The sequence below is a fragment of the Serratia sp. BIGb0163 genome, assembly GCF_024809935.1.
Taxonomy (GTDB): Bacteria; Pseudomonadota; Gammaproteobacteria; order Enterobacterales; family Enterobacteriaceae; genus Serratia; species Serratia quinivorans.
The window spans coordinates 416,363-439,124 of record NZ_JANUDZ010000001.1; the positions used below are offsets into that span (position 1 = coordinate 416,363).

General features: G+C 54.4%; 20 protein-coding genes. 16 read left to right on the plus strand and 4 right to left on the minus strand.

What is annotated here, in order from left to right; all coding sequences use genetic code 11:
* From M2406_RS01985 to trxB, 4 genes are all read right to left on the minus strand, one after another.
* Nucleotides 1-1,767, minus strand: coding sequence for a heme ABC transporter permease/ATP-binding protein CydD (locus M2406_RS01985; protein ID WP_259188306.1), 1,767 nt, complete (start codon nucleotides 1,765-1,767; stop codon nucleotides 1-3).
* A 176-nt stretch (nucleotides 1,768-1,943) separates the two neighbouring features.
* Entirely contained in the window at nucleotides 1,944-2,561 is a 618-nt protein-coding gene (gstA, locus tag M2406_RS01990; RefSeq protein WP_012006110.1) for a glutathione transferase GstA, read from the minus strand.
* Between the two features lie 96 nt (nucleotides 2,562-2,657).
* On the minus strand, nucleotides 2,658-3,539 hold the full coding sequence (locus M2406_RS01995; RefSeq protein WP_218215981.1) for a LysR family transcriptional regulator: 882 nt from the start codon (nucleotides 3,537-3,539) through the stop codon (nucleotides 2,658-2,660).
* Nucleotides 3,540-3,615: 76 nt separating this feature from the next.
* The gene (trxB, locus tag M2406_RS02000; RefSeq protein ID WP_012006112.1) at nucleotides 3,616-4,587 is read right to left on the minus strand and encodes a thioredoxin-disulfide reductase; all 972 of its coding nucleotides are present in this window, start codon (nucleotides 4,585-4,587) and stop codon (nucleotides 3,616-3,618) included.
* Between the two features lie 666 nt (nucleotides 4,588-5,253).
* Here trxB and lrp point away from each other — a divergent pair.
* From lrp to M2406_RS02080, 16 genes are all read left to right on the plus strand, one after another.
* Nucleotides 5,254-5,748, plus strand: a complete 495-nt coding sequence (lrp, locus tag M2406_RS02005; protein ID WP_004928318.1) for a leucine-responsive transcriptional regulator Lrp — start codon at nucleotides 5,254-5,256, stop codon at nucleotides 5,746-5,748.
* A gap of 120 nt (nucleotides 5,749-5,868) precedes the next feature.
* Nucleotides 5,869-9,438 (plus strand): DNA translocase FtsK 4TM domain-containing protein, encoded by a 3,570-nt coding sequence (locus M2406_RS02010; protein WP_259188312.1) that lies wholly within the window; start codon nucleotides 5,869-5,871, stop codon nucleotides 9,436-9,438.
* Nucleotides 9,439-9,636: 198 nt separating this feature from the next.
* Nucleotides 9,637-10,248: an outer membrane lipoprotein chaperone LolA gene (gene lolA, locus M2406_RS02015; protein ID WP_037421903.1), complete on the plus strand. Its 612-nt coding sequence runs from the start codon at nucleotides 9,637-9,639 to the stop codon at nucleotides 10,246-10,248.
* A gap of 7 nt (nucleotides 10,249-10,255) precedes the next feature.
* Complete coding sequence (locus M2406_RS02020; protein ID WP_012006115.1) at nucleotides 10,256-11,599, plus strand: replication-associated recombination protein A; 1,344 nt, start codon at nucleotides 10,256-10,258, stop codon at nucleotides 11,597-11,599.
* A 110-nt stretch (nucleotides 11,600-11,709) separates the two neighbouring features.
* Nucleotides 11,710-13,002: a serine--tRNA ligase gene (gene serS, locus M2406_RS02025; RefSeq protein WP_017892260.1), complete on the plus strand. Its 1,293-nt coding sequence runs from the start codon at nucleotides 11,710-11,712 to the stop codon at nucleotides 13,000-13,002.
* Between the two features lie 270 nt (nucleotides 13,003-13,272).
* Nucleotides 13,273-15,726, plus strand: a complete 2,454-nt coding sequence (gene ynfE / locus M2406_RS02030) for a selenate/tellurate reductase subunit YnfE (protein WP_259188322.1) — start codon at nucleotides 13,273-13,275, stop codon at nucleotides 15,724-15,726.
* A 10-nt stretch (nucleotides 15,727-15,736) separates the two neighbouring features.
* Entirely contained in the window at nucleotides 15,737-16,354 is a 618-nt protein-coding gene (locus M2406_RS02035) for a DMSO/selenate family reductase complex B subunit (protein ID WP_259188325.1), read from the plus strand.
* Between the two features lies 1 nt (nucleotide 16,355).
* Nucleotides 16,356-17,216 carry a dimethyl sulfoxide reductase anchor subunit family protein gene (locus tag M2406_RS02040; protein ID WP_259188326.1) on the plus strand — a complete coding sequence of 287 codons (861 nt, stop codon included), beginning with the start codon at nucleotides 16,356-16,358 and terminating at the stop codon, nucleotides 17,214-17,216.
* A gap of 49 nt (nucleotides 17,217-17,265) precedes the next feature.
* Nucleotides 17,266-17,883 carry a Tat proofreading chaperone DmsD gene (dmsD, locus tag M2406_RS02045; RefSeq protein WP_259188329.1) on the plus strand — a complete coding sequence of 206 codons (618 nt, stop codon included), beginning with the start codon at nucleotides 17,266-17,268 and terminating at the stop codon, nucleotides 17,881-17,883.
* A gap of 297 nt (nucleotides 17,884-18,180) precedes the next feature.
* Complete coding sequence (locus M2406_RS02050) at nucleotides 18,181-18,639, plus strand: DMT family transporter (RefSeq protein WP_012006121.1); 459 nt, start codon at nucleotides 18,181-18,183, stop codon at nucleotides 18,637-18,639.
* 11 nt (nucleotides 18,640-18,650) lie between these two features.
* Nucleotides 18,651-19,094 carry a DMT family transporter gene (locus M2406_RS02055; RefSeq protein ID WP_012006122.1) on the plus strand — a complete coding sequence of 148 codons (444 nt, stop codon included), beginning with the start codon at nucleotides 18,651-18,653 and terminating at the stop codon, nucleotides 19,092-19,094.
* The gene (locus M2406_RS02060) at nucleotides 19,084-20,265 is read left to right on the plus strand and encodes a questin oxidase family protein (protein ID WP_259188331.1); all 1,182 of its coding nucleotides are present in this window, start codon (nucleotides 19,084-19,086) and stop codon (nucleotides 20,263-20,265) included. The genes M2406_RS02055 and M2406_RS02060 overlap by 11 nt, the downstream gene beginning before the upstream one ends.
* A gap of 12 nt (nucleotides 20,266-20,277) precedes the next feature.
* A complete protein-coding gene (locus tag M2406_RS02065; RefSeq protein ID WP_259188333.1) occupies nucleotides 20,278-20,694 on the plus strand; it encodes an NUDIX domain-containing protein in 417 nt (138 codons plus the stop codon).
* Between the two features lie 127 nt (nucleotides 20,695-20,821).
* Nucleotides 20,822-21,472: a uracil phosphoribosyltransferase gene (gene upp / locus M2406_RS02070; RefSeq protein ID WP_115182838.1), complete on the plus strand. Its 651-nt coding sequence runs from the start codon at nucleotides 20,822-20,824 to the stop codon at nucleotides 21,470-21,472.
* 24 nt (nucleotides 21,473-21,496) lie between these two features.
* Nucleotides 21,497-21,721, plus strand: a complete 225-nt coding sequence (locus M2406_RS02075; protein ID WP_017892267.1) for a tautomerase family protein — start codon at nucleotides 21,497-21,499, stop codon at nucleotides 21,719-21,721.
* A 20-nt stretch (nucleotides 21,722-21,741) separates the two neighbouring features.
* Nucleotides 21,742-22,437, plus strand: a complete 696-nt coding sequence (locus M2406_RS02080) for an HAD family hydrolase (RefSeq protein WP_218215990.1) — start codon at nucleotides 21,742-21,744, stop codon at nucleotides 22,435-22,437.
* Nucleotides 22,438-22,762 lie beyond the last annotated feature (325 nt).

Consider the following 22,762-nt stretch of genomic DNA (forward strand, 5'->3'; position numbering starts at 1 on the left):
TTAGAGATCCCCGCTGCGGTGTGCGATCAGATTGGCAAACAGGCCCGGTTGAGCACTCAGCGTGGCGTAATCGCCTTGCTGAACGATCTGCCCGCCTTCCATCACCCAAATCTGGTCGTAATCTTCGGTATCTTCCAACTGGTGGGTGACCAGCAGGGTGGTTTGCTGGTGTGAGGCGACATTCAGCGCCTGCATCACCCGCCGTTCACTGTGGGCGTCAAGACTGGCGGCCGGTTCATCCAGCAGCAGCAAACGACGCGGACTGATCAGCGCCCGGGCTACGGCCACGCGCTGAGCCTGGCCGACGGACAGTCGTGCGGCGTTATCGCCCACCTCAGTCTCTAATCCCTGCGGCAGATGCGGCAGGATCTCACCGACGTAGGCTTGCTCCACCGCCTGTTGCAACTGATCTTCGCTGGCCTGCGGGTTCCCCAGCAGAATATTGGCCCGCAGCGTCTGAGCCGGCAGGTGCGGGTTCTGACCTACCCAGCCAAGCTGCTGACGCCAGCCTTCGGCCGCCAATTCGCGCAGTTCGGTTCCGTTGACGGTTAATGAACCGCGATAGGGTAGAAAGCCGAGCAGCAGATTCAGCAGCGAGCTTTTACCTGCACCGCTTAACCCGACCAGGGCAATACGCTGGTTCGCCGGCAGGGTGAAACTCAGTGGGCCGGCCAGCAGCACGCCATTCGGCGACAGGATCTCCAAATCCTGAGCCTGTAGTTCCAGTGGCGCATCGGTATCAAGCCGTTGCGTGCCGCTGCCCATTTGCTCGCCTTCGGCGCTGAGGAAGGTTTCCAGCGCTTCCGCTGCGCCCACCGCCTGCGCCTTGGCGTGGTAGAAGGCCCCCAGGTCACGCAGTGGCTGGAAGAACTCCGGCGCCAGGATCAGCACCAGAAAACCGGCGAACAGCGTAACGCCGGTGCCGTAGCTGCCAAAATTAAGTTCGCCAAGGAAAGAGAAACCAAAATAGACCGCCACCACGGCGATGGAGATAGAGGCAAAGAACTCCAATACGGCCGATGATAGAAACGCCAACCGCAGCACTTCCATGGTGCGGCTGCGGAAGTCCTCGGACGATTTGGCGATCTGCGCAGTTTCTGCCTCAGCCCGGTTGAACAGGCGCAGCGTATCCAGCCCGCGCAGGCGGTCGAGGAAATTACCGCTCAGCCGTGCCAACGCTACAAAGTTACGACGGTTGGCATCGGCGGCCCCCATACCGACCAGCGCCATAAACATCGGGATCAGCGGGGCGGTGGTCAACAGGATCAGACCGGCAGCCCAGTTTATCGGGAAGACGGTAATCAGGATCAGCACCGGGATAAACACCGCCAGGTACATCTGCGGCAGATAGCGGGAGTAGTAATCCTGCATATCTTCGATTTGTTCGACGATGATGCTGGCCCAACTGCCGGCCGGCTTGCCCTGGATCCAGGCCGGGCCGAGCTGTTGCAGTTTATCCAACACCTGTTGGCGCATACGCTGGCGGATCACCTGCCCGCAGATAAAACCGACGCGCTCACGCAGCCAACTCAGCACCGCTCGCAGTGCGAAGGTGGCAGCCAGCCAGATAAACCAGGGGAGTAGTTGTTCACGCGGGGCGTGTTCGATAATCAGGGCGTGGAGCAGGGCGGCCAACAGCCATGCCTGTGCGACAATCAAAATGCCGCTTATCAGCCCCAATAACATGGAAAGGCGCAACCATCGCTGCGCCAGGGTGCTCTGAGTTTTGAGCCAACGGGTTAACTGTTGCTGTCTGGTTTTTTTCATCAGTTTTTAGTCTGCGTCGCCGGTGCCTGTGGTGACAGGTAAGGTTAACGTACTGTTAAAAAAAGTGTTTGCCCCAACCTGAAGCGAACAAGTGAAGGCCAATGTTACCTCTTCACCCGGCAGACTGAAAATAATAAAGCGGTCAAATAGCGGTATAACAGACGGCGGCTCCCGGGTTATTCCACCTCCTGACTTGCAGCTTCCGCGGCCAGGGCGGTTTGTACGGATTCGCGGCGGGCGATCAACGCCATATAACGGGTTAACGATGGCCAGTCTTTTAGTTCGATGGAAAACTGGGACATCCAACGCAGCACGGTAAATAAATAGGCATCCGCTACGCTAAAACATTCACCCAGCAGGAAAGGTTGTTCGTTCAGCGCCTGGGCAAGGTAATCGAGGCGGCGACGCAGTTTGTCGCGAAACAGCGTTTTGGTTGCTTCCGGCAGTGCCGAGTTGAACAACGGACTGGAACCCGAGTGGATCTCGCTGGTAATGAAGTTCAGCCATTCCTGTAAACGCACCCGTTCGAAAGACTCGCCAGGTGGGGCCAGTGCGGCGTCGGGGCGCAGATCTGCCAAATATTGCACGATGGCAGCACCTTCGGTAATCACCCGCCCGTCATCCAGCATCAGGGCGGCGACGTAGCCTTTGGGATTCACCTGAAAAAAGTCCCGGCCGTCGGCGCTGCGTTTGGTGCGGTTATTGACTCTGATCAGTTCGAACGGCAATCCCAGCTCGCGTAAAACAATGTGTGGGGAGAGCGAACAGGTGTCGGGTGCAAAGTAGAGTTTCATGGCAGTTCCTGCGCTAAGAAGCGAAATTGCTTGAACGTCAGAATGCCGTCGGCGCTGCCCACTGAATAATTAAAATATCAGAAACCTGTTATCAGCTCAGCTACTGACGGGCAGGTGCTGCTGTAGATATTGCAGCAGGGTCTGTACCGGCGCTGAAGCCGCGCTGCCAAACGAACAGACCAGGCCAAAATGACGATAAAGCGGCGTAGCCAAAGGCAACGCGCAAATACCTGAGAGATCGGTCGGTATCACCGAGGCTGGAATCAACGATACACCGGCGTCTTCCCGAACCAGCGTCAGGGCGGTGTTCCAGTCACTGACGGTGATACGTACATCGGTTAATACCAACCCGGCCTGCTGTGCCAACAGTTGCGCATTGAGATTGCAGCCGCCGGTAGCCAGCACAAACGGCTGTTTGGCCAGTGTGCTGAACTCCACCGGTTGCCGCCCCCTGGCCAGTGGATGATGACTGGCGGTCACGGCCAGCCACAGGTCTTGCCCCAATGGGTAGCTTTGCCGTTCTCTATTTGGGTTCAACACCACACCGACGTCGGCGGTTTCCAGTGCCAACCAGTTTTCTACTTCCTGGTCGGTACCTTCCAATTGAACCAGTTCAATCGCAGGATAGCGACGGCGGAATTTACGTAATAACGGCGGCAGTAACAGGGAGAATGCGGAGGGGAAACTGGCCAGGCGAATCTTTCCGGCGTGCGCGCTTTGTGCCCGCTGCGCGTAGTGTTGGATTGCCTCCAGCTCGGCCAGCATGGCGCGGGCGTGAACGACAATTTGTTCACCACTCTGGGTAAGCGCAACGCTGTGCGGCAGGCGAACCAACAGCAAGGTATTCAGCGCATCTTCCAACTGAGCGATGGCCTGACTGGCGGCGGATTGGGTCATGCCGCATTGGCTTGCCGCCTGGGTGATTTTACCGCTGTCGGCTACCGCAACCAATAAACGCCAATGGAGAAGATTGTGCATCGAATCACCGTCCGACTTAACTTACAGGAAAAAAAAAGCGGCTGTGATAGCCGCTTTTTAAAATGACAGTGTGTGGTTACAGCACTTCTGCGCCGGCAATGCCGTCCAGATAACGCTCAGCGTCCAGCGCTGCCATACAACCGGTCCCGGCAGAGGTGATCGCCTGGCGGTAGATGTGATCCATCACGTCGCCGGCGGCGAACACGCCTGGAATGGTGGTCTGGGTGGCATTACCGTGAATACCGGACTGCACCTTGATGTAGCCGTTTTCCAGTTCCAGCTGACCACCGAAAATGCTGGTGTTCGGGCTGTGGCCGATGGCGATAAACACGCCGGCCAGTTCAAGTTCCTGCGTTTGGTCTTCCGCTTTGGTGCTACGGATACGTACGCCGGTAACGCCCATTTGATCGCCCAGCACTTCGTCCAGAGTATGGTCGGTGTGCAGCACGATGTTGCCGTTTTTCACTTTCTCCATCAGCCGGTTGATCAGGATCTTTTCTGAACGGAAGCTGTCACGGCGGTGAATCAGGTGAACTTCGGCCGCGATGTTGGACAAATAAAGCGCTTCTTCCACGGCAGTGTTGCCACCACCGACCACCGCGACTTTCTGATTACGGTAGAAGAAACCGTCACAGGTGGCACAGGCAGACACGCCCTTGCCTTTGAAAGCTTCTTCGGTAGGCAGGCCAAGGTAACGGGCCGATGCGCCAGTGGCGATAATCAGTGCATCACAGGTGTATTCGCCGCTGTCACCAAACAGGCGGAACGGACGGTTCTGCAGGTCAACGCTGTTGATGTGGTCAAACACAATCTCTGTCTGGAATTTTTCAGCATGCTCGCGCATACGCTCCATCAGCGCCGGGCCGGTCAGGCCTTCGGCATCACCCGGCCAGTTTTCCACTTCGGTGGTGGTGGTCAACTGACCCCCTTGCTCCATACCGGTAATCAATACCGGGCTCAGGTTGGCGCGCGCTGCGTAAACTGCGGCGGTATAACCCGCCGGGCCGGAGCCCAGGATCAATAATTTGCTGTGTTTAGCCGTGCCCATGAATACCCTCTTTTCCCACAATGGCGGACAATGGATCCGATTGTAGGGAAAACGCAGCATTAAAAAAAGCGTCAGGGGATGTTGTTAACGATTTGTTTGATAGCCTTTCCCTATTAATTATTAAATTGCTGCTAAAGCGAGCGTAAAATGCAGCAATTTAACTTATGGAAGCCACTCAGCGCCGCTCCCTGCGCCATTGACTGGAAACAGCCCATTAGCGGCTTGGGGTGCCTTGACGGCGGGCTTTTCAAGCCAGCGATTCATAACTAAAAACGGGGTGCTAACTTTTCATGACGGTACGTTCTTCTGATTTTGCTTCTTTTACTTTGACAATCCGCTGCGCATTTGCGAAAACATCATAGGAAGAAGAAATTATCCCTGTCCCTACAGTAAATCGTACGTATTTACAGCGTTGGTGCGGAATTTTGCGCCGTTGCTGAAGCTTCGTGTGGCAGGTGAGGGGACACCGTGCAAGCGGGGGTAATTCTTCTTGCGATAACGTCATTTAAAAACCCGGTGCAGAGTTGACAGACAGGCTGCACAAGGGGTGATGATGGTAGTGAAGCATATGACAGGCATTGGGTCTTCGCTTGGAACGAACCCTTACACATTGACGTTGGTTGGGGTGTGGCAAGTGCAGGGAAGAAAATAAGAGAGACAATAATAATGGCAGACAATAAGAAACGCCCGGGTAAAGATCTCGACCGTATCGACCGCAACATCCTGAACGAACTGCAGAAGGATGGGCGTATTTCGAACGTTGAGCTTTCCAAGCGCGTGGGGTTATCCCCAACCCCATGTTTAGAACGTGTGCGCCGCCTCGAGCGCCAGGGTTTTATTCATGGTTATACCGCTTTGCTCAACCCGCATTATTTGGATGCGTCCCTGCTGGTCTTCGTAGAAATCACGTTGAACCGCGGTGCGCCGGATGTGTTTGAGCAATTCAACTCGGCAGTACAGAAACTTGAAGAAATTCAGGAGTGTCATCTGGTGTCCGGTGATTTCGACTATCTGTTGAAAACCCGCGTGCCGGATATGTCGGCTTACCGTAAGTTGCTCGGTGAAACCTTGCTGCGTCTGCCGGGGGTTAACGACACCCGTACGTACGTGGTAATGGAAGAAGTGAAACAGAGTAACCGTCTGGTTATCAAAACACGGTAGGGTGCAGGTGCAAAACCTGATTAAATTGGTTACACTCCTGTTTATTCATACAGTTTCGGCGCCGGGGAAGCTTCTCGGCGCTGTTGCTATGTCAGCTAACAGGAACCTGGAGAGCCTTTCTTGAGCCAGGAATATACAGAAGATAAAGAAGTTACCTTGAGAAAACTCAGCAGCGGCCGCCGTTTGCTCGAAGCTGTGTTGATTGTGGTAGCCATTTTTGCCATTTACCTCATGGCTGCCTTGGTCAGTTTCAATCCATCTGACCCAAGCTGGTCGCAGACCGCGTGGCATGAGCCAATTCATAACCTGGGCGGTGGCGTCGGGGCCTGGATGGCCGACACATTGTTCTTCACCTTCGGGGTACTCGCCTATGCGATACCGCCGATCATGCTGGTGTTGTGCTGGGCGGCTTATCGTCAGCGCAGCGGCGGCGAATACATCGATTATTTTGCGCTTTCACTGCGCCTGATCGGCACGTTGGCGCTGGTGCTCACTTCGTGTGGCCTGGCGGCATTGAATGTCGACGATCTCTATTACTTCGCCTCCGGCGGTGTGATCGGCAGTTTGCTGAGCAACGCCATGTTACCTTGGTTCAACGGCATTGGTGCCACCCTGGGGCTGCTGTGCGTTTGGGCTGCGGGGCTGACACTGTTTACCGGCTGGTCCTGGCTGGTGATCGCCGAGCGTATCGGCGGCGTGGTGCTGGGGACGGCGACCTTTATGACCAACCGTTCACGCCGTGAAGACCGTTATCACGACGATGACGACCGCTACGTCGAAGAGCAACCCGAATCTGCAGACAAGGAAGCCGCGCTTGCTGCGGCTACCACGGCGACGGCGGCCAATGCAGCGGAAGATGACGTATTGTTCTCTGCGCCTTCGGTCACGGAAACCGCGAAAATGGCGGCGGAAGATGCCGAAGATCCATTGCTCAGCGGCCTGCGGGCTCATGATGACGAAGATGCGGATATCGTACCGGTTGCGCCAGCGCCAGCCAGCGCACCTGTTGTCGCTCAGGCACCGTCGGTTACTGCGGCACCGGTGGCTCCGGCCTCGGTGAACCAGCATCCGATGAGCGCGGTAGCGGAAAACACCGCGCCGCCGCTGTACTCGTTTGAAATCCCTGAAGAGACGCCAACGCCGAAGACGACGCGCCCGGTCGACCCTTACCGGGATGACGATGAGCCGCGTATGGGGAATTGGGATGCTCCGGCCGTATCGCCGTCGCACGACCGCTCCCCATTTGATTTCTCTGCCGCACAACGTGATCATGTTGATGTCAGTGCTCCGGCCGGTTTCAGTGCCGCCGAGTCTGCCGTTTCACCGTTTGGCAGCGCGAAACCTCAGGCACCCGCCGCAGCGACGGCAATTGCCGGTGCCGTTGCCGCCAATACCTTTATGCCGGCCTTTACCGCCACCAGTGACGCGAACTCGCAGGTGAAACAAGGCCTCGGCCCTGAATTGCCGCGCCCGAACCCGGTACGTATTCCGACCCGGCGTGAGCTGGCTTCCTACGGCATCAAGCTGCCTTCGCAGCGTATGGCCGAACAGGAACAACGCACCCGTGAGGACGACGAGCCACTGCAGCAGGCTGATAATCTTTCGCAAGATCAAGATGATGAAGCCCTGCAGGAAGCAGCCTTGCGCCAGGCGTTTGCCGAGCAGCAAAGCCAGCGTTACGGCGGGGAGCCTGAGGCGGATAATCTGGATGATGAAGCTGCTCTGCAGGAAGCCGCGCTGCGTCAGGCATTTGCCGACCAGCAAAGCCAGCGCTATGGCCAGCCAGCCGCCGCGCCATCGGTGGCGCCAACTACGCCGGTAGATACCCGCAATGCGTTCGGCTTCTCACCGATGGATGATTTGGTTGATGATGGCCCGGTTGAGCCACTGTTCACCCTGTCGCCGCAGATGGAAGAACGTATTGAGCTGCAAAGCGAGCGTGAAGATGATGTGCCGTTCGGTCAGTTTGAGCCAGCCGCGTCGGCTTATCCGTCGCAGCCTCAGACCCCGCCGGTACAACAACCTTATCAACCTGCGCAGCCTGCTTATCAACAACCGCAGCAGCAACCGGTTGTGCAGCAACAGCCGCCTGCCTATCAGCAACCTGTGGCGCAACCGGAGCCTGCCGCTGTGCAGCAGCCGGCGATGGACAGCCTGATCCACCCGTTCCTGATGCGTAACGAAATGCCGTTGCAAAAACCGACCACGCCGTTGCCGACGCTGGATCTGCTGACCGAAGCCCCGAAAGAGGTGGAGCCGGTGGATTCCTTCGCGTTGGAACAAAAGGCGCGTTTGGTGGAAGCCAGCCTGGCCGATTACCGGGTGAAAGCCGACGTGGTAGATATTTTGCCAGGCCCGGTCATCACCCGCTTCGAGCTGGATTTGGCTCCGGGCGTCAAGGCTGCGCGTATTTCCAACCTGTCGCGCGACTTGGCGCGTTCACTGTCAACCTCGGCGGTACGTGTGGTTGAAGTGATCCCCGGCAAGCCTTACGTCGGGTTGGAACTGCCTAACGTCAAACGTCAGACGGTGTATCTGCGCGAAGTGCTGGACTGCCCGGCGTTCCGCGATAATCCGTCACCATTGGCGATCGTCCTGGGTAAAGACATTTCCGGCGAGCCGGTGGTGGCCGATTTGGCGAAAATGCCACACTTGCTGGTAGCGGGGACCACCGGTTCCGGTAAATCGGTTGGGGTCAATGCCATGATCCTGAGCATCTTGTATAAGGCCACGCCGAAAGAAGTGCGCTTTATCATGATCGACCCGAAAATGCTGGAACTGTCGGTATATGAAGGCATTCCGCACCTGTTGACGGATGTGGTAACCGACATGAAAGACGCCGCTAACGCACTGCGTTGGTGTGTTGCCGAGATGGAGCGTCGCTACAAGCTGATGTCTGCACTGGGCGTGCGTAATCTGGCAGGTTATAACGAGCGCGTCGATCAGGCGGAAGCCATGGGGCGCCCGATCCCGGATCCGTTCTGGAAACCAACCGACAGCATGGACATGACGCCGCCGGTACTGGAGAAAGAGCCTTATATCGTGGTGATGGTCGACGAGTTTGCCGATCTCATCATGACGGTCGGTAAAAAGGTTGAGGAATTGATCGCTCGTCTGGCGCAGAAAGCGCGTGCGGCGGGGATCCACCTGGTGCTGGCAACCCAGCGTCCGTCGGTGGATGTGATCACTGGCCTGATCAAGGCCAACATCCCGACCCGTATCGCCTTTACCGTGTCCAGCAAGATTGACTCCCGTACTATCCTCGATCAGGGCGGCGCTGAATCCCTGTTGGGGATGGGTGACATGCTGTATCTGGCCCCTAACTCCTCGATTCCGGTCCGTGTGCATGGTGCATTTGTGCGCGATCAGGAAGTGCATGCGGTGGTTAAGGATTGGAAAGCGCGTGAGCGACCTCAATATAAAGAGGGTATCCTCAGCGCCGGTGACGACGGTGAGGGTGGAACTGGCGGCGGTCTGGACGGTGACGAAGAGCTGGATCCGCTGTTTGATCAGGCGGTGGAGTTTGTGGTGGATAAACGCCGTGCCTCTATCTCCGGCGTACAGCGCCAGTTCCGCATCGGTTATAACCGCGCCGCGCGTATCATCGAACAGATGGAAGCGCAGGGCATCGTCAGCGAGCAGGGGCACAACGGCAACCGCGAGGTGCTGGCACCGCCACGGCATGACTGATGAAGTTTTAATCGTTGTTATATAATCATAAAAGGGCCGCTTAGCGGCCCTTGTGCAAAGAAGCGTAAACCCATCGGCTTCTCGGAACATTGGCCTATCTGCCGGCGAATGGCTTCGGGTAGAGTGAAGATGTTGGGGTTCATTTGACCCGCACGGCATCGCCTTGCGGTTAACGCATTTCATAAGGTATCTGGAATAATGAAAAAACTGTTAGTTGCCTGTTGTCTGCTTTCGGGATTCGCTTCCACCTCCGTGCTGGCCGACGCCGCGCAGGATTTGCAAAGTCGCCTGGCGAAAGTGAACAGTTTCCACGCCAGCTTCTCCCAGACCGTGACCAGCAGCGATGGCGCTGCGGTACAGCAGGGTGAAGGTGAACTTTGGGTGAAGCGTCCCAACCTGTTTAACTGGCACATGACCTCGCCGGATGAGAGCGTGCTGGTATCAGACGGTCAGACCCTGTGGTTCTACAACCCCTTTGTTGAGCAGGTGACCGCCACCTGGCTGAAAAATGCCACCGGCAATACGCCGTTTATGCTGATCACCCGCAATAACGCCAATGACTGGAAACAGTACAACGTTAAACAGAAGGGTAATGATTTCGAGCTGACGCCAAAATCCAGCAGCGGCAACCTGAAACAGTTCGCCATCAGCGTGGATAACAGCGGCACTATCCGTAGTTTTGCCGCGGTTGAGCAGGACGGCCAGCGCAGCTCTTACACGCTGAAAAGCCAGCAGAATGTTGCTGCCGATGCCAGCAAATTTAAATTTACCCCGCCGAAGGGGGTGACGCTGGACGACCAGCGCCAGTGAGGTCCGCGTGAGTAATATGTCGCTCGATTTTTCCCAGAATGAATTCCAGCCGTTGGCCGCGCGGATGCGGCCGACCACGCTGGCACAGTATATCGGCCAGCAACATCTGCTGGCCGCCGGCAAGCCTTTGCCGCGTGCAATCGAGGCGGGGCAACTGCACTCGATGATTCTGTGGGGGCCACCGGGCACCGGGAAAACGACGCTGGCAGAATTGATCGGTCGTTATGGTCAGGCGGACGTCGAGCGTATTTCTGCCGTCACGTCCGGGATCAAAGAGATCCGCGAGGCGATCGAGCGTGCACGCCAAAACCGTGACGCCGGTCGCCGCACTATCCTGTTTGTCGATGAGGTCCATCGCTTCAACAAAAGCCAGCAGGATGCCTTCCTGCCGCACATTGAAGACGGCACCATCACCTTTATCGGCGCCACCACCGAAAACCCGTCTTTTGAGCTTAACTCGGCGCTGTTGTCACGGGCCCGTGTTTATTTGCTGAAGGCACTGACTGCCGAAGATATCAGCCAGGTGCTGGATCAGGCGATGCAGGACAGCAGCCGGGGCTTTGGCGGCCAGAATATCGAACTGCCGGAAGAGACGCGCCGCATGTTGTCGGAGCTGGTTGGCGGCGACGCTCGTCGGGCGCTGAACAGCCTGGAGATGATGGCGGACATGGCGGAGATCAACGCCAAAGGCATTCGCGTGTTGACGCCGGAATTACTGAAAGAGGTCTCTGGCGAACGCAGTGCGCGTTTCGATAATAAAGGCGACCGCTTTTACGATCTGATCTCGGCGCTGCATAAATCGGTGCGTGGTTCAGCGCCGGATGCTGCGTTGTACTGGTATGCACGTATTATTACCGCCGGGGGCGATCCACTGTATGTGGCGCGCCGGTTGCTGGCGATTGCTTCTGAAGATGTGGGTAATGCCGACCCGCGTGGCATGCAGGTAGCCATCGCGGCCTGGGACTGCTTTACCCGCGTCGGCCCGGCGGAAGGCGAAAGGGCGATTGCTCAGGCTATCGTCTATTTGGCCTGCGCGCCAAAAAGCAACGCGGTTTACACAGCCTTCAAAGCGGCAATACGTGATGCCAAAGAGATGGCTGATTATGATGTACCCGAGCATCTGCGCAATGCGCCAACCAAGCTGATGAAGGAAATGGGGCTGGGTGCAGAATATCGTTACGCTCACGATGAGCCCAATGCCTATGCCGCCGGTGAGGATTACTTCCCACCCGAAATGGCCAGGACGCGTTACTATCATCCAACCACGCGCGGGCTGGAAGGTAAAATTGGTGAAAAGCTGGCATGGCTGGCTGAGCAGGATCAAAATAGCCAGACAAAACGCTACCGCTAGCGTTGCCGTTGCGGTAAGGTTAGCGGGTATCACTCTTCCTTTATACGGCTATAAATTCAGCCGAATAAAACATCAAATTTTCTTTCAATAACAATAAGCACAGGATTAGCATGCTCGATCCCAATCTGCTGCGTAATGAGCTAGACGCAGTCGCCGTCAAACTGGCTCGCCGAGGCTTTAAACTCGATCTGGATCTGCTGCGTTCTCAAGAAGAGCGTCGTAAAGTTCTGCAGGTAGAAACCGAAACGCTGCAGGCAGAACGTAACTCCCGATCGAAATCCATCGGCGCGGCTAAAGCGCGCGGGGAAGACATTGAGCCGCTGCGTCGCGAAGTAAACGAACTGGGTGACAAGCTGGACACGGCCAAGGCCGCGCTGGATCAGCTGCAGGCTGAAATCCGTGACTATGCGTTGGCGATCCCGAACCTGCCTGACGATGAAGTACCAGACGGTAAAGACGACAGCGATAACCTGGAAGTCAGCCGCTGGGGCGAGCCGCGCCAGTATGATTTCGCGGTACGCGATCACGTCGATCTGGGCGAAATGGCCGGTGGTCTGGACTTTGCCGCTGCGGTAAAACTGACCGGTTCACGCTTTGTGGTGATGAAAGGGCAAATTGCCCGTATGCACCGCGCGTTGTCCCAGTTCATGCTGGATCTGCATACCGAACAACACGGCTACCAGGAAACTTACGTTCCTTACCTGGTTAACCATGCCACACTGTTCGGTACCGGCCAGTTGCCGAAATTTGGTGAAGACTTGTTCCACACCAAACCGCTGGAAGAAGAATCCGACAGCAGCAACTACGCACTGATCCCAACCGCAGAAGTGCCATTGACCAACCTGGTGCGCGACGAGATCCTGGAAGAGGAATCTCTGCCACTGAAGATGACTGCGCATACGCCTTGTTTCCGTGCCGAAGCCGGTTCTTATGGCCGTGACACCCGTGGTTTGATCCGCATGCACCAGTTCGACAAAGTTGAGATGGTGCAGATCGTCCGTCCGGAAGACTCGATGGCTACGCTGGAAGAGCTGACCGGTCATGCAGAGAAAGTGCTGCAGTTGCTGAACCTGCCATACCGTAAAATGTTGCTGTGTACCGGTGACATGGGCGCAGGCTCTTGCAAGACCTACGATCTGGAAGTGTGGCTGCCGGCGCAGGACACTTACCGTGAGATCTCATCCTGCTCCAACATGTGGGATTACCAGGCACGCCGCATGCAGGCCCGTTGCCGCAGCAAAACCGAGAAGAAGCCGCGCCTGGTGCATACGCTGAACGGTTCTGGTCTGGCAGTAGGTCGTACGCTGGTAGCAGTGCTGGAAAACTACCAGCAGGCTGATGGCCGTATTCAGGTTCCGGAAGTATTACGCCCATATATGGGTGGCCTGGAATATATCGGTTAACGAGTTAGTTATGTTACGAAAAGCGCCTGCGGGCGCTTTTTTTATAAGAAAATTATTACCCCTTTGTTCGAAAGCCTTTTTTCTTTCAGATACTTCCCCCGCTTTATTGATAGCAGACAAAGTTCACTACCCACTTCTGAGTAATATCCTCTCAGAGAGGAGGGTCTTTGTTCAGGCTCATCAACAGACACCGAATCTGTCTCCTCTGTTCGCCGCCTTGAGTGAAGGGCATGACGTTTATCAATACCAGGGTAAAACGTGGAGTGAGTTATGTCGGAAAACAAAACAAACCGTCAGGAGTCTGGGGGATTCAGTCGTCGCACGTTGGTAAAATCCAGCGGTATCGTCGGGCTGGCGCTGGCCGTCGGTGGCATAGCATTGCCATTTAGTCGCCGCGCATTAGCGGTTTCAATTAACGAAAGTGTGCTGCAAGCCTCGCAGGACAAAGTGGTCTGGGGTGCCTGTTCGGTTAACTGTGGCAGTCGCTGTGCCTTGCGTTTACACGTGCGCGACGACGAAGTGTATTGGGTCGAAACCGATAACACCGGTCTGGATGAATACGGCGACCATCAGGTTCGAGCCTGTTTACGCGGCCGCTCTATTCGTCGCCGCATGAACCATCCTGACCGCTTGAATTATCCCATGAAACGCGTCGGTAAGCGTGGTGAAGGCAAGTTCAAACGTATCAGTTGGGACGAAGCTTATGACGCCATCGCCAACAATCTGAAGCGTATCGTCGAACAGTACGGCAACGAAGCGGTATATATCAATTACACCTCGGGTATTGTCGGCGGCAATATCACCCGCTCATCGCCAAATGCCTCGTTGGTCGCCCGTCTGATGAATTGCTATGGCGGTTACCTTAGCCAATACGGTACTTACAGCACTGCGCAAATCGCCTGCGCCATGCCTTATACCTATGGCAGCAATCTGGGCAACAGTACTTCGGATATTGAAAACAGCAAACTGGTGGTGATGTTTGGTAACAACCCGGCCGAGACGCGAATGAGCGGGGGCGGCATCACTTATTATCTGGAGCAGGCGCGTGAACGTTCCAATGCGCGGATGATTGTTATCGACCCACGTTATACCGATACCGCCGCCGGGCGTGAGGATGAATGGATCCCGATTCGCCCAGGTACGGATGCGGCATTAGTGGCTGGATTGGCGCACGTGTTGATCAGCGAAAACCTGGTCGATCAGCCGTTTCTGGATCGGTATTGCGTTGGCTACGACGAAAAAACCTTACCCGCCGACGCCCCGACAAATGGCCACTACAAAGCTTACATTCTTGGGTTGGGTGACGATGGCGTCGAGAAAACGCCGCAGTGGGCGGCGAAAATTACCGGTATTCCGGCAGCGCGCATTATCAAACTGGCGCGCGAAATCGGCAGCGCCAAACCGGCCTATATCTGCCAGGGCTGGGGGCCTCAGCGGCAGGCCAATGGTGAACTGACCTCGCGGGCCATCGCCATGCTGCCGATCCTGACCGGCAATGTCGGCATTAATGGCGGCAACAGCGGCGCGCGTGAATCAACCTATACCATTACCATTGAGCGTATGCCGGTATTGACCAACCCGGTCAAAGCGCAGATCTCCTGCTTTAGCTGGACCGATGCCATTGTACGAGGCCCGGAGATGACCGCCAGGCGTGATGGGGTGCGTGGCCAGGAAAAACTGAACGTGCCGATCAAGTTCATCTGGAACTATGCCGGTAACACCATCACCAATCAGCACTCTGACATCAATAAAACGCACGATATTTTGCAGGACGATTCTCAGTGCGAAATGATCGTGGTGATTGAGAACTTTATGACCTCGTCGGCGAAATATGCCGATATTCTGCTGCCGGACCTGATGACGGTTGAACAGGAAGATATCATTCCCAACGACTATGCCGGCAACATGGGGTATCTGATCTTTATTCAACCTGCCACCGCCGCCAAATTTGAACGTAAGGGCATTTATGAAGTGCTGAGTGAAGTGGCGCGCCGTTTAGGGCCAGAAGTACATCAGAAATTCACCGAAGGGCGTACCCAGGCGCAGTGGCTGCAGCATTTATACGCCAAAATGCAGGCGCGGGATCCGCTGCTGCCGGGCTATGAAGCGTTGCGTAGCATGGGGATCTACAAGCGTAAAGATCCCAATGGCCATTTCGTGGCTTATAAAAATTTCCGTCAGGATCCCGAAGCGAACCCGTTAAAAACGCCGTCCGGCAAGATAGAGATCTATTCCAGCAGGTTGGCCGAGATCGCCAACGACTGGCAGTTGGAGAAAGACGAAACCATCAGTCCGTTACCGGTTTATGCCTCGACCTTTGAAGGTTGGGACGATCCGCTGCGTAACACCTACCCGCTGCAAATGTTTGGTTTCCACTACAAGGCCCGCACCCATTCCTCGTACGGCAATATCGATGTTCTGCAGGCGGCTTGCCGCCAGGAGGTGTGGATCAATCCATTGGATGCTCACTCTCGGGGCATCATCGCCGGCGACCAGGTGCGGGTATTCAATGGGCGTGGTGAGGTCCGTGTCGAAGCCAAGGTGACGCCGCGCATCATGCCGGGTGTGGTCGCTATGGGGCAGGGAGCCTGGCATCAGGCCAATATGAGTGGCGATCGGGTCGACCACGGTGCCTGCATGAATACCCTGACCACCCACCGGCCTTCGCCGTTGGCCAAGGGGAATCCGCAGCATACCAATCTGATCCAAATCGAAAAGGTATAAGGGGTAGCCAATGACTCAGCAATATGGATTCTTTATCGATTCAAGTCGTTGCACCGGCTGCAAAACCTGCGAACTGGCCTGCAAAGACTATAAAAACCTGACGCCGGACGTCAGCTTCCGCCGCGTCTACGAATATGCCGGGGGTGATTGGCAACAGGATGGCGAAGGCTGGCAACAAAACGTGTTTGCCTATTACTTGTCGATCGCCTGCAACCATTGTGAAGATCCTGCCTGCACCAAAGTGTGCCCGACTGGCGCGATGCATAAGCAGGAGGACGGTTTTGTGGTGGTGAATGAAGAGGTGTGCATTGGATGCCGCTATTGCCATATGGCCTGCCCGTACGGCGCACCACAATACAATGCAGCCAAAGGACACATGACCAAATGTGATGGTTGCCATGAACGGGTGGCGGAGGGCAACAAGCCTATTTGCGTGGAGTCCTGTCCGCTACGGGCACTGGACTTTGGCCCAATCGAACAATTACGGCAGCAGCATGGCACCCTGGCACAGATGGCTCCGCTGCCGGCGGCGCATTTTACCCGGCCGAGCATAGTGCTGAAACCCAATGCCAATAGCCGGCCATGTGGCGATACCACGGGCTATTTGGCCAATCCGAAGGAGGTTTAATATGGGCATGGGATGGCATGAATGGCCGCTGATGCTGTTTACCGTATTGGGGCAATCAGTGGTGGGAGCGACCTTGGTCATGGCGGGGGCGGTGATCGGTGGCAATCTGAACGAACAGCAGGGCCGGGCAGTTCATCGCTCAATGTTCTGTTTGTGGTTGCTGATGGGCATCGCTTTTGTCGCTTCTACGCTGCACCTGGGGTCACCGTTACGCGCGTTCAACTCGTTAAACCGCATTGGCGCTTCGGCGTTGAGCAACGAAATTGCCAGTGGCGCGTTGTTCTTTGCCGTCGGTGGTTTTTATTGGCTGCTGGCGATACTGGGCAGAATGCCACCGGCGTTGGGTAAAGTGTGGCTGTGGGTGACCATGGTTCTGGGCGTGGTCTTTGTTTACGCCATGACGCGGGTGTATCAAATCGATACTGTGCCAACCTGGCATAACGGTTACACTACGCTGAACTTTTTCCTGACGACGCTGATCTGCGGGCCGTTGCTGGGCGTTTTATTGCTGCGTGCGGCTGGATTAGCGGTATCAGCCCGCTATTCACTGGCTATTCTTAGCGTGGTGGCACTGTTGGCAAGCCTGTGCGCGGTGATGATGCAAGGCTATGAGTTGGCCAGTATCAATAGCTCGGTACAGCAGGCCTCCACGCTGATCCCGCAATATGGCCAGTTAATGGTTGGGCGGCTGGTGTTGGTGGTATCAGGTTTAGGCTGTTGGATTTGCCCACTGTTGCGCCGGGGTAACGCGAGCGTGATGGGGATGGTTTTAGGTTTGATTTTGGTTATCGCCGGTGAGTTGGTAGGCCGTGGTGTGTTCTACGGCCTGCATATGACCGTTGGCATGGCGGTAGCCGGTTAATATTGTAGTCAGGCACAGTTCGCTGTGCCCTTAATAGGATCCTTGATTTATGACGCTTGAAAATATCGCTTTAACGGGCCGGGTGCTGGGTGTGTTGTTGTATGCACCGCCAGAAAGTGAAGACGGTCAACAGCTGTTGGCAACCTTGTCTGAATCTGAGTGGGTCAAAGAGTGGCCGTATGGCGACGCCGAGCAGTTGCAGACGGCGGCAGCACTGATTGCCACCGGCATTGAAGATAAACAAGAGGAGTCGTTGGCAGAGGCTTACCAACGTCTGTTTGTCGGGCCTGACACCTTACCGGCTCCGTTATGGGGTTCGGTGTATCTGGACAAAGAGAACGTGCTGTTTGGCAATTCCACTTTGCGTCTGCGCAGGTGGTTGCGTTCCAATGGTATCGACGCGCAACACGATCGCAATGAGCCGGAAGATCACATCGGTACTTTGTTGATGATGGTGGCATGGTTGGCCGAAGAGCGTCAGGGTGGGTTGGTGGAGCAATTGCTGACCAAACATTTGCTGCCTTGGGCACCGCGCTATCTGGAATTGCTGCAGGCGAATGCGCAACATCCTTTCTATCAGGGGCTGGCGCAATTGGCGCAGATCACTCTGAGCGCCTGGGCTACCGAATGCTCTGCTGAAGTTGAATCTTTAGAACTGCATTTCTGATACAAAGGAACGGTCGCCAAAGCTGGCGGCCGTTCCTGGTTTACCCTCCACATCGAGCCATAAAAGGGCTGGTTATCGCCAGTGCCTCACCCCCTCTGTTCCATCATCAATTCCCCGAATGTTTAAGTTTAATGAATTATTAAATCAATCTTAACATTCCATTGACATGCTTTATCGATGGGTGTAGTTTTTTTTGCGGATTATATGAGTAAAAGCTTCTTGGCATCGTTCTTAGGCTTTGCTGTACAAGGATTGTAAAATCACCTTAGTGGTTTTTTAATGCGCAGGTTACACATTATGATAGGCAATTTTAAAAATATTTTTATCGCTATACTTAGCGGTTTTTTTCTTACCTTAATGTTTCAAGCCAACAGCGCTCTGTCTGAACAAACCTCTTCTGTCGTCGCCTCTTGGGTGGCTCACGGTATTGGCATGTTGAGTTCATTGCTGCTTATTCTATTATTTGTTAAAAAAAATCCTCAGGAATCGAATAATAAACCACAGAAACGATCCTGGTGGCTCTATCTTGGCGGCATTCCCGGAGCCTTTACCGTTATTTTGGCTACGATGGCAATTAACGGTGGCATTCCTCTCTCCAGCACAATTTCTCTTGGCCTGGTTGGGCAATTATTATTCGGGTTTGTCTCAGATCACTTCGGTTTATTCGGCTCACAAAAACGAAAAATGACTCGCAGTAGCCTTTATATCTCTGCTCTGATTATTTCCGGCTGTTTTCTTATTATCTATAGCCTTTAGGGAGCGATGACGTGGATACGCTTATTTTTATTGCCCTGTTAAACGGGATGATTATTAGCTCTGCCAGGGTTATTAATGGCCAACTGAGTGCCTCTATTGGCGCATTTCGCACCTCCTTATGGAATCACTCGGTGGGGTTCTTATTTCTGACCCTGTTGGTGGCGGCGTTTTACTGGCAACAGCTAGGGCAGTTCCATTGGGCTCAAGTTCCGGCCTATGCCTGGGTTGGTGGTGGGTGTGGCGCACTGTTCGTTGCAACCAGCAGCTACGTGTTCCCCAAAATGGGGGCGCTAAATACTTCGGTATTAATTATTGGCGGTCAGATGTTCTCGGCCGTGCTGTTTGATGTGATTAATCAAGGTGGACGCAGTCATCTCATTCAGCTATTGGGAGTGGCATTGATCACCATTGGGATCATCCTATCGACACTCGAGAAATATCATCATGATAAATGAACTGTTAGATGATCAGCGATACGACATAGAGTTTAACGGGCATCTCACCAATCATGTTAAACATGCCGTTATCGCCTTGTCTGGGTTGGGCGTGCCTGAGGAGCGTATCGCCTGGTATTACCGGCGCTATGCCGCCATGACGCCTTACGGCATGGGGTTGGAGCCACCAAGAAAAGCCAGGTACCAGATTGATAGTGCGAACTGGCGTAGCCTGCGGGGCAAACGAAGCAGCTTTAGCGCCTATTGCGACTTTTTCCGGCAGCAGATACGTGAGCAGGGACGTGAGCAGGTGCTTGCCAGCTACCTGCCGGAACTGATTGACGGTTGGGTGGGCTCGTTGACGCACGGCACCATTCATCTGGGTTGGGCGTTGCTGGCCGAGCATGAGGTGATGATCGTCGAAGGCTTGGCCTATATGGCCTATTCGTACGTACCCTGCCATCATCGACGCTCCCGATACGACCCACGTCTTGGGGAGCCAAGGGTCTTTGACTCTGTGCTACGTTTGGCGAACTGCTGGCAGCAACGGCGGGAAGAGATGCTGGCCTGGCAGAGCGCGGTTATTGAAACGCCGGCTGAGGAAATCAAGGCGCGTATCCATCCTGAATTACAGCGTTCCGGTCTGCAATATCGCATTGCCTGCGTATTGGAACAGGGCCATGAAGAGATTTATCGCCAGCCGGAGTGGCTGACGCAACAGAGCCTCGAGCAGGTGTGGGCGCAATTCTATCAGACGGTCACATTAATCTACCTGACCACGCCGGGGAATTTTCTGCTGCTGCACCTGTTGACGTCTTTGTTGGCCATGGAACAAATCGCCAGGCATTTACCCGAGCAAGAGGCGCGCGACGTGCTTTGCAGCTACTGGGTCGGGATGCAGTGCATGTTGTTTGCTACCGATAGTTTGGCTCACCCCGATAAGTTACAATCTCTCCAGCATCTTTATGCCGATGAATATGACGATATCCGCGATCCGCTATGGGAACGCGAGTGGCGGCAGCTCACCGCGCGAGCCGTGGAGGAGGAAGAGGAGCATAACCCAAAACTGGTTTATGTGATGAAGCTGCTATGGTTGCGCACCAAATGCACCTTGTACCGCGCCACCGCACACCAGTTCACCACAACTCCCCAATTGCCGCCGTCGTTTGAGCATGCACCTAACCTGGAGTGAGAGGTCAACAGAGTGAATAACCGTCCTGCTACAAAATTTATTGATAAATTAGGCTGGGTATATATTCAGGATAAAAAAGTCCTGATGGTTCGTTCGTATAACAAGACGACGTTTTATATTCCTGGCGGCAAACGGGAAATCGGAGAGAGCGATCGCGAGGCTCTTACCCGAGAAATTAAAGAAGAACTTTCCGTTGATTTAATTAATGACAGTATTATTTCATTGGGCGAATTCCATGGGCAGGCCGATGGTAAACCCGCTGACGTAATGGTGAAAATACATTGTTTTACTGCCGACTTTATTGGTGAAGTCAAAGCCAGTGCCGAAATAGAAGAAGTTTCCTGGTTGACCCATGCGGACTGTCATCTCTGTTCCGAAGCGGCGGTAAAAGTATTGAGCGAGCTAAAGGAAAGGCATCTTATCGACTGATTATTCCCTGTTGATATTGATAAGTTACAGACTGACTTTTATTTTTAATCGATATAAGCCCTCCTTTCACCTAACCCGGTGAAGGGCGGTGCTTATGCATCTATTACTCTGTTAAAAGAACAAGGTTATGAAACTTTCTAATATTCATCTGCTAGCCCCAAGTCATTATCTTACTTATTTGCACACCCAAATCCGTAATAAACAGGCGGAGCATGCCTGTTTTGAATATTATAGCGATCAACTGCTGCGTCAACTGCTGGTGCAGGTCGCCTCCTTACTGCCATATGAAAAAAATGAGGTGATTACCCCCATTGGCGAAACCTATGCGGGGCTAAAACTTGCCCGTGGTATTTGCGGTGTTTCGGTTATCCGTGCCGGGGAAAGTTTTGAAGGCGAGTATCGCAGAATGTTTAGCGGCCAGCCGATAGGCAAAATACTTATTCAACGCAATCCGCAAAGCAAGCTACCCAAATACTTCTACTCTCATTTCCCCGACGATATTGCCGAACGCGCCGTGTTGCTATTTGAACCTATGCTGGCCACGGGCGGTTCGCTGATCATGGCAATCGAAACGCTGTTGGAGCAAGGCGTGCCGCTGGAAAATATCTATGTTGTTAATGTATTGGCATCGCCGGTGGGGGTCGAACGTTTGTTTGCCCGTTTCCCTGACATCCAACTGGTGACGTCATCCATTGAACAGGGACTCTCGGATCAGGCCTTTATGAAACCGGGGATCGGCGACTTTGGTGACCGATATTTTGGTACCCGGCACGGGTAATTAAACTCTACAAAGGAAAAAGACATGCCGCACGTGAAAATTCAGCACTTTCCGCAGGTACTTTCCCAAACTGCCAAGAATGCACTGGCAGAGGAGATAACGCGGGCTATTACGCAAGCATTACAGTGCGATGCCGGCGTCGTCTCCATTGCAATAGAGCCGGTATCTGCCGATGACTGGCAGGCGCAGGTTTATCGCCCGGAAATAGAAAATAAAAAAGACTGTTTAATTAAAGTCCCTAATTACTGACCCTCAAGAAGGTGACATCTATGAAATCTGAACTCAGAGTCATTATGTTTGACCTTGACGGCACCCTGTTTGATACGGCGAGAGCGATAGTCTCTGCCTTTCGTGCCACCTTTCAACAACTGCAATTACCGCAGCCGGCCGAGGATGAGCTGATTCGTGAAACGATAGGCCTGCCGTTGGAGCGTGCCTTTGCCCAATTGCTGTCTCAGGAGGCCGATAGCCGGACAGTAACCGACTGCGTGGCGGAGTATCAACGGCAGTTTCAGACGCTGATTTTACCCATGGCGGCATCGCTGTTATTTCCTGGCGTCGCTGCGGGCCTGCAACAGTTGAAAGGAGAGGGTTTTCATCTGGCGGTGACCACCAATAAGTTCGCACGCAGTGCAAATTCGCTATTGGCGGCGGCGGGCATTGCCCCGTTGTTTGATGTGGTGGTTTGCGCTGACCAGGTAACGGAGAAAAAACCGGCGCCGGAGTCTGGCAACAAAATCCTGGATCACTATCAGGTCAGGGCGATCGATGCGGTGATGGTGGGGGATACTACGCACGACATATTGATGGCTCATCAGGTTGGCTGTCAGGTGATCGCGGTGGATTATGGTATTCAAAATCGTCAGGTACTGGCCGCGGCCGAGCCCAGCATTATTGTAAGCTCTTTTGCCGCCGTGGTTGACTGGTGCCGTCACAGAGACGTTAGTCGCGCAGCAGCAGGCTAGCAAAAGCAAAAGCATTACGGGTTATTCAGGGCCGCAGACAGCGCTATTTCTTAATGGTGAAAGTTTACGGGCGATAAATATCGCCATGCTTACGCCATTAGCGCCATGACAAATAAATAGATCCAAAGGATATGGGCAAAAGTCGCTCAGGCTCATGCCTGCGAAAAAATGACGTCAGTTGTTATCTGCCAACTGGCAACTATTAACTCTGAAAGAGGGTGAATGCCGAAAAGCTGCATGGATAACGACAGTAATGACAACGACAGATATCCCCTAATTGTATAAGGCCGGCATTTTCCCTGCATGGGGAGTGTTGCTAAAGCAC